The organism is Arthrobacter sp. P4_H3 (assembly GCF_056400885.1).
Genome location: NZ_JBFUKK010000013.1, coordinates 121,214 through 129,714 on the forward strand (window position 1 = coordinate 121,214; position 8,501 = coordinate 129,714).

At 64.0% G+C, this 8,501-nt stretch carries 8 protein-coding genes; 5 read left to right on the forward strand and 3 right to left on the reverse strand.

The annotated features are described in order from the left end of the window. Positions 1–43: 43 nt before the first annotated feature. Complete coding sequence (locus AC1DRE_RS17410) at positions 44–1,084, reverse strand: LLM class flavin-dependent oxidoreductase (RefSeq protein WP_476985769.1); 1,041 nt, start codon at positions 1,082–1,084, stop codon at positions 44–46. A 96-nt stretch (positions 1,085–1,180) separates the two neighbouring features. On the opposite strand from AC1DRE_RS17410, the gene AC1DRE_RS17415 reads away from it, so the two are divergent. The 5 genes from AC1DRE_RS17415 to AC1DRE_RS17435 all read left to right on the forward strand — a co-directional run bounded on the left by AC1DRE_RS17415 (position 1,181) and on the right by AC1DRE_RS17435 (position 7,183). Beyond that, positions 1,181–1,675, forward strand: a complete 495-nt coding sequence (locus tag AC1DRE_RS17415; RefSeq protein WP_476985770.1) for a MarR family winged helix-turn-helix transcriptional regulator — start codon at positions 1,181–1,183, stop codon at positions 1,673–1,675. A 62-nt stretch (positions 1,676–1,737) separates the two neighbouring features. Further along, entirely contained in the window at positions 1,738–2,190 is a 453-nt protein-coding gene (dtd, locus tag AC1DRE_RS17420; protein ID WP_476985771.1) for a D-aminoacyl-tRNA deacylase, read from the forward strand. Between the two features lie 187 nt (positions 2,191–2,377). Further along, positions 2,378–4,111: an ABC transporter ATP-binding protein gene (locus AC1DRE_RS17425; RefSeq protein ID WP_476985772.1), complete on the forward strand. Its 1,734-nt coding sequence runs from the start codon at positions 2,378–2,380 to the stop codon at positions 4,109–4,111. Beyond that, positions 4,108–6,153 carry an ABC transporter ATP-binding protein gene (locus AC1DRE_RS17430; protein WP_476985773.1) on the forward strand — a complete coding sequence of 682 codons (2,046 nt, stop codon included), beginning with the start codon at positions 4,108–4,110 and terminating at the stop codon, positions 6,151–6,153. The genes AC1DRE_RS17425 and AC1DRE_RS17430 overlap by 4 nt, the downstream gene beginning before the upstream one ends. 442 nt (positions 6,154–6,595) lie before the next feature. Then, the gene (locus tag AC1DRE_RS17435) at positions 6,596–7,183 is read left to right on the forward strand and encodes a TetR/AcrR family transcriptional regulator (RefSeq protein ID WP_476985774.1); all 588 of its coding nucleotides are present in this window, start codon (positions 6,596–6,598) and stop codon (positions 7,181–7,183) included. 102 nt (positions 7,184–7,285) lie between these two features. Here the strand turns inward: AC1DRE_RS17435 and AC1DRE_RS17440 are convergent, their stop codons facing one another. Both AC1DRE_RS17440 and AC1DRE_RS17445 read right to left on the reverse strand, forming a co-directional pair. Continuing rightward, complete coding sequence (locus tag AC1DRE_RS17440; protein WP_476985775.1) at positions 7,286–8,134, reverse strand: SDR family oxidoreductase; 849 nt, start codon at positions 8,132–8,134, stop codon at positions 7,286–7,288. 141 nt (positions 8,135–8,275) lie between these two features. Beyond that, on the reverse strand, positions 8,276–8,501 hold a 226-nt coding region (locus AC1DRE_RS17445; RefSeq protein ID WP_476985776.1), incomplete at its 5' end, for a tautomerase family protein.

Genomic DNA, 8,501 nt, shown 5'->3' on the forward strand with positions numbered 1-8,501 from the left:
GTGTTGTTCTTTCTCGGGGACTGATTGTTACTTGGGAGGGGTGTTATGCGCCTGCTGCGTGGCCGCTGTCGGCGAGGATTTCGCGGACCATGGGAACCACTGTGCTGCCGTAGAGTTCCACCGCTTTCAGCCGGGCGCTGATGGGCTGGGCTCCGGAGGTGAAGATGAGGTCAAAGCGCCCAATGTCCATGGCTGCAACCGCGCGGGCGATCTTCTTGGCCACCGTTTCCGGGGAACCGATGTACATGGAGCCGTGCTGAATCTCCGCTTCAAAGTCTTCGCGGCGAACCGGCGGCCACCCCCGGAGTGCTCCGATGCGGTCCCGGACCACTTTGTAGTGTGGCCAGAAGACCTCCTTGGCTTCGTTGTCGGTGTCTGCAATGAAACCGGGGGAGTGCATCCCCACGGGCCAGGCCGTCGTTCCGAATTCTGCAGATGCCCGCTTGTAGAGGTCGATGAAGTGTGTGAACCGCTCCGGCTGGCCGCCGATGATGGCGAGCATCAGGGGGAATCCGTATTTTGCAGTTCGGACTACTGATTCGGGTGTACCTCCAACGCCTACCCAGGTCTTGAGGCCGTTTTCCGTCTTGGGGTACACATCGGCGTCGACCAACGGTGCCCGCGTGGTGCCGTTCCAGGTGACAGGTGTCTCCTTGAGGAGTTGTGCGAAGAGTTCGATCTTCTCCTCAAACAGGATGTTGTAGTCCTTGAGGTCGTAGCCGAAGAGCGGAAAGGACTCCGTGAAGGATCCCCGTCCGAGAATGACTTCGGCACGGCCGTTGGACAGGGCGTCCACAGTGGCAAACCGCTGGAAAACCCGCACCGGATCGTCGGAACTGAGGACCGTTACGCCCGATCCCAAGCGGATCCGGGAAGTCACCGTAGCCATGCCGGCCAGTACCGTCTCCGGTGTTGACACCGAATACTCCGGGCGGTGGTGTTCTCCCACCGTGAAGACGTCCACGCCGAGCTGATCGGCAATGACGGCCTCGTCCACCAGCTGCCGGATGGCCCTGGCATGGCTGACGGGCACGCCGGCGTCGTCCAGCGGGACATCGCCAAAGGTATCCAAACCAAAGATCATGATCGCACTGCCTCACTAATTGATACGTCAATTACTTAATTGACGCGTCAATCATGACCCCGGTATGGTTGACATGTCAAGCAAGGAGAAAATGTCATGGAGCACAGCAGCGAAACCGGACGGCGGAGCCCCACTGCGGACGAGCTGGCCATCTGGCGCGCGTACGTGGAAACCAGCGAGGAGATCCGGCAGGCGATGGCGGCAGGACTGCAAGCCACCTCAGGCGTTTCTCCGGGTGACTACGCGGTTCTTCTGGCGCTGAGCGAGGCGGATGAACACCGGCTGAGGTCATCGGCGCTTGCTGAGGGCATCGGTTGGGAGCGGAGCAGGCTCTCACACCATCTGGGGCGCATGGAAAGCCGCGGCCTCATCTGCCGGAAAAAGTCCGACAATGACAGCCGCGGGGCAGTGGTGGAACTTACTGATGAAGGCGCACGCATGTTCAGGGCATCGTCCGCCCCGCATCTTCGCCTTATTCGCCAGCTATTTATCGAGGCACTGACTCCGGAAGACCTGGAAGACCTTGGCAGGATTGTGGGCAAGTTGCGGCAACACCTTAAGGAGGAAGTCGGCCTGACGGCCTCAAGCTGAGAGTGGGGGCCGCATGCCTGACCCGCGCCTGACCCGATGCCGGACTCCGTTAGGGTTGATCCGTGCGAGCCATCCTTCAGCGGGTCACCCGAGCCGAGGTCACCGTCGACGGCGAAATAGTAGGGTCCATCGACCGCCCGGGACTCGTCGTCCTGGCCGGGGTAACCCACACGGACACTACGGACGATGCGGCTGCCCTGGCCGCCAAGATCTGGACCCTGCGGATCCTTGACGGCGAGAAGTCGTGTGCCGAGCAGAACGGCCCCTTGCTGGTGGTCAGCCAGTTCACGCTGTACGCGGACACCAGGCGTGGGCGGCGCCCCTCCTGGTCGGACGCGGCGCCTGCGGACATCAGCGAACCCTTGATTGAACACCTGGTTGCTTCCCTGCGCGGGCTTGGGGCGGAGGTGTCCACCGGGCGGTTCGGGGCCATGATGCAACTGTCCCTGGTCAATGACGGACCGTTCACGATCAGCCTCGACACCGCCGATTTTTCAGCTCCTCGCCGCGGCTGAGCAAACCCGACGCTCCACGCCCGGCGGTACGTCGCAAAAAAACGTAGGGCACCGCAGCCCTGAGGTGCGGCGAATACGCTGTGGGAGAACCCGCCCACTTCTCCCGGCCACCTACTGGTTGCCCCCAGCAACCGGACGTAAACTGACCTTCGCATCACGTTCCGTGAACCCTGGACCAGGAGCCGCCATGCTCTGGAAACTGCTCGTTGAATACCTGAGGCCGCAGCGGCGGCTGCTGCTCGCCGTCGTGGTTTTCCAGCTGGCGCAGTCCATCGCGTCCCTGTACCTGCCCACCCTCAATGCGGACATCATCGATGAGGGCGTGGCCAAGGGCGACACCGGCGTCATCCTTAGCCTGGGTGGCCTGATGCTGGGAATCACGCTGCTGCAGATCGCCTGCGCCGTGGTTGCCGTGTACTTCGGGGCCAAGGCCGCGATGAGTGTTGGCCGGGACCTGCGCGGCGCCATCTTCTCCCGCGTCGGGGAGTTCTCCGAACAGGAAGTCACGAAGTTCGGGGCTCCCAGCCTGATCACCCGGTCCACCAACGATGTGCAGCAGGTGCAGCAGCTGGTGCTGATGTCGGCCACCATGATGGTGGCCGCGCCCATGCTGAGCATCGGCGGCGTGATCATGGCGGTCCGGCAGGACGTGCAGCTGTCCTGGCTGATCGCCGTGGCCGTGCCCGCCCTCCTGATCGGCGTGGGGCTCATTATCATCCGGATGGTGCCGCTGTTCCGGAAGATGCAGAAGCGGATCGACACCGTGAACCGGGTGCTCCGCGAGCAGCTCACCGGCATCCGGGTGGTGCGCGCCTTCGTCCGCGAGGACATCGAAACCGCCCGCTTCGCCCGCGCCAACGAGGACGTCACGGACACCGCACTGCGGGCCGGCCGGCTGATGGCGCTCGCGTTCCCGGTGGTGATGCTGGTGCTGAACGTCTCCAGCGTGGCCGTGATCTGGTTTGGCTCGTTCCGGATCGAGGACGGCTCCATGCAGGTGGGCACGCTCATCGCTTTCCTCAGCTACCTGATGCAGATCCTGATGTCCGTCATGATGGCCACCTTTATGGCCGTGATGATCCCGCGTGCCGCGGTCTCGGCCGACCGGATCGGCGAGGTGCTGCGAACCGAGTCCAGCGTCCGGCCGCCGGCCAGCCCGGTCAGCAGCGCGGTCCGCCGCGGCGAACTGGAAATGGTCGACGCCGGATTCGCCTACCCGGGTGCCGACCAGCCGGTCCTCTCCGGGCTCAGCTTCACTGCCAGGGCCGGGCAGACGACGGCGATCATCGGCAGCACCGGGTCGGGCAAGACCACCCTGGTGAACCTCATGCCGCGGCTGTTTGACGCCACCTCCGGCTCGGTCCGGATCGACGGTGTGGACGTGCGCGAGCTGCACCCGGACCTGCTTTGGGGACACATCGGCCTGGTGCCGCAGCGGCCCTATCTGTTCACCGGCACCGTCCGCAGCAACCTGCAGTACGGCAAGCCGGACGCCACCGAAGACGAGCTCTGGACCGCGCTGGAGATTGCCCAGGCCCGGGACTTCGTGGAGGACATGGAGGGCGGACTGGACGCGCCCATCTCCCAGGGCGGCACCAACGTCTCCGGCGGCCAGCGGCAGCGCCTCGCCATCGCCCGGGCACTCGTGAAACGTCCCGAGCTGTACATCTTTGACGACTCGTTCTCCTCGCTGGACACGGGCACCGACGCCCGGCTCCGCCAGGCCCTCAAGCGCAGCACCGCCGGCGCCACGCTGGTGATCATCGCCCAGCGGGTCTCCAGCATCGCGGACGCGGACCAGATATTAGTGCTCGACGACGGCAGGATCGTGGGTCGCGGAACGCACGCCGAGCTGCTGGAGACATCGGAGACATACCGGGAGATTGTCTCGTCCCAGCTGGCAGCGGAGGAGACGGTATGAGCACCCGGAACCGGCCGGCGTCGGGCGCCGCTTCTTCCAACACAGCTGCCCCCGGCGGAACCGCACCTGGCTGGAAAACCGGGGCTGCCGACGTCGTCCGCATTCCCCGACCACGCGGCGGACCCGGACACGGCGGACCGTTCGCCGGGATGAACGTCCCGGCGGAGAAAGCGATGAACTTCTGGCCGTCGGCGAAACGGCTGCTGGGTACGCTGCGGCCGGAGCGGGCGTGGCTGCTGCTGGTGCTGGTCATGGGCATCGCCAGCGTGGCGCTCTCGGTGATCGGGCCGCGGCTGCTGGGGGAAGGCACCAACCTGATCTTTGCCGGCGTGGTGTCCAAGCAGCTGCCCGCAGGAGTAAGTAAGGAGCAGCTGATCGCGCAGCTGCGGGCCGCAGGGGAGAACCAGAAGGCGGACATGCTGACGCCCATGGCGCTGACGCCCGGCGCGGGGATCGACTTCGCGGCGCTGTCCAGCGTGCTGCTTTGGGCGCTGGTGCTGTACGTGCTGGCGTCGGCGTTTATGTGGGTGCAGGCGTATGTGCTGAACGGGGTGGTGCAGCGGACGGTGTTCGGGCTGCGCGAGGACATCGAGGCGAAGATCAACCGGCTGCCGCTGCGGTACTTCGATTCCATCCAGCGCGGTGAGCTGCTGAGCCGAGTGACGAACGACGTGGACAACATCTCGCAGAGCCTGCAGCAGTCCATCAGCCAGGCGGTGTCGTCGGTGCTCACCGTGGTGGGCGTGCTGGTGATGATGGTGATCCTCTCGCCCACGCTGGCGCTGATCGCGCTGGTGACCATTCCTTTGACGCTGGGGATTACGGCGCTGATCGCCAAGCGCTCGCAGAAGCTGTTCGTGGCGCAGTGGAAGCACACGGGCGAGCTGAACGGGCAGATCGAGGAGACGTACACCGGTCATGCGCTGGTGAAGGTGTTCGGCCGGCAGCGCGAGGTGGAGGAGCGGTTCCGGCAGAAGAACGTGGAGCTGTATGACGCGAGCTTCGGCGCGCAGTTCATTTCCGGGCTGATCATGCCGGCCATGACGTTTATCGGGAACCTGGTGTACGTGGGGATTGCCGTGGTGGGTGGTCTGCAGGTGGCGACCGGGGCCATGCAGTTGGGGGACGTGCAGGCGTTCATCCAGTACTCGCGGCAGTTCACCATGCCGTTGGCGCAGCTGGGGTCCATGGCCAACCTGCTGCAGTCCGGGGTGGCGTCCGCGGAGCGGGTGTTCGAGCTGCTGGACACGGACGAGCAGTCGCCGGATCCGTCGCCTGGTGCTTCGCCGGACGGCGGGCGGGGGCGGCTGGTGTTCGAGAACGTCTCGTTCTCCTACTCGCCGGACAAACCGCTGATCTCGGACCTCAGTCTCGTGGCCGAGCCGGGGCAGACGGTGGCGATCGTTGGGCCGACCGGGGCCGGGAAGACGACGCTGGTGAACCTGATGATGCGGTTCTACGAGATTGATGCGGGGCGGATAACGCTCGACGGCGTGGACGTCACCGCGATGACGCGGTACGAGCTGCGCTCGCGGCTGGGCATGGTCCTGCAGGATACGTGGCTGTTCGGCGGGAGCATCCGGGACAACATTGCGTACGGCCGGCCATCTGCTTCAGAGGACGAGATATTGGAGGCGGCGCGGGCGACGTATGTGGACCGGTTCGTGCACTCGCTGCCGGAGGGGTACGACACGGTGCTGGAGGACGAGGGTTCCAACGTGTCCGCGGGCGAGAAGCAGCTGTTGACGATTGCGCGGGCGTTCCTGGCCCGGCCGTCGGTGCTGATCCTGGATGAGGCGACTTCTTCAGTGGATACGCGGACCGAGGTGCTGGTGCAGAAGGCGATGAGTGCGCTGAGGAGCGACCGTACTTCTTTTGTCATTGCGCACCGCCTGTCCACCATCCGCGACGCCGACCTCATCCTGGTGATGGAGGCCGGCCAGATCGTGGAGCAGGGGACGCACGCTTCCCTGTTGGAGGCGGGCGGGGCGTACGCGCGGCTGTACGAGGCGCAGTTCGCGGCTCCTGTGGCGGAGGTTTGAGGGAAGACAAGATTTCCTATGCCGGCCTCGAGATGGAGACAGGTATCAGTCGCCGCGCGACTCAATTTTACGTAATTTCCACTATCGGATGGGGCGCGCCGATTGAATGATTCGCCGAAATCGCGTTCCATATTTGCCTAGGCAGTCGGCAGTCGGCAGTCGGCAGTTTGCCGTGCATGCGCAAAACCGACTTCAGTTCCACTTGAAACTTCTTAACCGAGTCCGAAACGAAGTTTTCTAGCCTGGCGCTTGCCCCGGCGCTGAGCGAAGGGCTGCAGTCCTCAAGGCTGAACTGAAGTGTGTTCGAGCGGCAGTGTCGAAGGCGTGCTCCGGCGGCGCTGCGATGCGGCGTGAGCCAGGCCGTCATGCTATCGGCTGGCTCAGGGTTGACACCGGTTCCCATCGAAGAGACGACTGGTCTATTCGCGCGTATAATAGTGCTATGCAAACCAAGGTGATGGACACCCGTCAAAGCATTCTCGACACCGCCGAACGGATCATGGCCCACAAGGGCTATGCCGCCGTCGGACTGAACGAGGTACTGGCCGAGGCCGGTGTCCCGAAAGGCTCCTTCTATCACTGGTTCGCGTCGAAAGATGCCTTCGGTGAGGCGCTGATCGAAAACTACTTCGCCGGCTACCTCCCCATGATGGATCGGATTCACGCCGAGCCGACGACAGCCTCGGAGCGTTTGACGAAGTACTGGCAGAGCTTCTACGACATGCAAAGCTTCGATCAGTGTCAGGGCAAGTGCCTGGTGGTGAAGCTTGGCGCGGAGGCCAGCGATCTGTCCGAGTCGATGCGGCTGGCTCTGATCGAGGGGACGAAAGGGATCGTCGCTCGTATCGAGCGCATGATCCGGGAAGGCCTCGAAGACGGCTCCGTGTCCATCGATGCAGGCCCGCGCGATCTGGCACTCGATCTCTACACCGGATGGATCGGCGCCAGCGTCCTGGCCAAGATCAATCGCGGCCCCGAGTCCCTCGACCGCGTAATGGCAATGACTCTTCAGCGCCTTCACATCGCCTGACGCCGACACGGCTCGACCCTCGTTCTCGTTAGCACGGCAGAAGGCCCTGACGGCAGAAGGCCCTGACACGAAATCATCGTGTCAGGGCCTTCTGCCGTGCGGTCACTCCAAGACTGGGGTCTCGGGCTCCATGTCGTAGGAGTTCTGCACGGCCTTGAATCGCGTGCCGAGGCCGTCGGCGACCTTCCGATCCCAGGGCGCCTGCTGCAGGCTCTTGGTCTCCTCGATCATCGATTTCGGTTCGAGGTTCCGGAAGGAGTCGACCTCCCCGGCCGCGACAGCCGTCATTGTTGCGTAGACCGGCTCGGGATCGAACTGGGCGCGGGGGAAGGAGAGCTTTGAGTAGTCGAACAGCCTCTCCGACGGCTCGTCCTCCCAGCTTTGCCATGTCTGGAACATGCGGTCGTTGAAGCCCGTCAGGAAGGGGCCGGGGTTGATGGTCGCGACCTGGATGCCGAACTCCTGCAGCTCGTCGGCCATCGTCTCGGCGATGGCTTCGACGGCGTGCTTGGACGCCGCGTAGACGCCGGTGAACGGGTTGACGTTCAGGCCCTCCCGCGAGGAGACCCACACGATGCGACCCTCGCCGCGCTTGACCATCTGCTTCGCGATGCCCTGCGTGAGCAGCAGAGGACCGGTCACGTTGACCTCGAACTCGTTGCGGATGTTCGCGGCGGGAATGTCGACGGTGGAACCGCCCTCACCGACGCTGGCGTTGTTGACCAGGATCTCCACATCCCACCCCAGAGCTTTGCGTCGGTCTCCGTCGTTCGTGACGTCGAGCTTCTCCACCTGCAACGTCACGCCGCGCTCGGTCGCCTGACGCTTGAGCGTCTGGACCTGGGCGTAGATCTCCACGCCTGCGATGACCTCGAACCCCTTCTCGGCTAGTCGCATAGCAACCTCATAACCGAAGCCGGTACCGGCACCTGTGATCAGAACTTTCTTCATGTCAATCCTCCGTGTCCGTCAGCAACGCATAAATGTGGATCGAATGCACGAACCGGCCAAGAACGGTCCCGCTTGCATCGCGAATCCCGGTCGCTACCGCCGCAGAATGGCGGCGGCAGCGTTGACTGTACGAGAACCGATTTAGGTTTCCAGTGGTGGGAAGTTCCACTTGAAATCAGCCGGAACACTATTGGGGTCGAGTCGGTCAGCGGGGACCCCGTTGGCGTAGGTGACGATGCCGTTGCCCATGGACCAGTCGGCCGGCTGAACCGTCTGCAGGTTGAAGAACACGTCCTCGGTGCGAAGGAGCAGCTTCTCGTGCAGCTCGTCCACCACGGCCTTGTAGAAGTTGCCCTTCTGCTCGGGG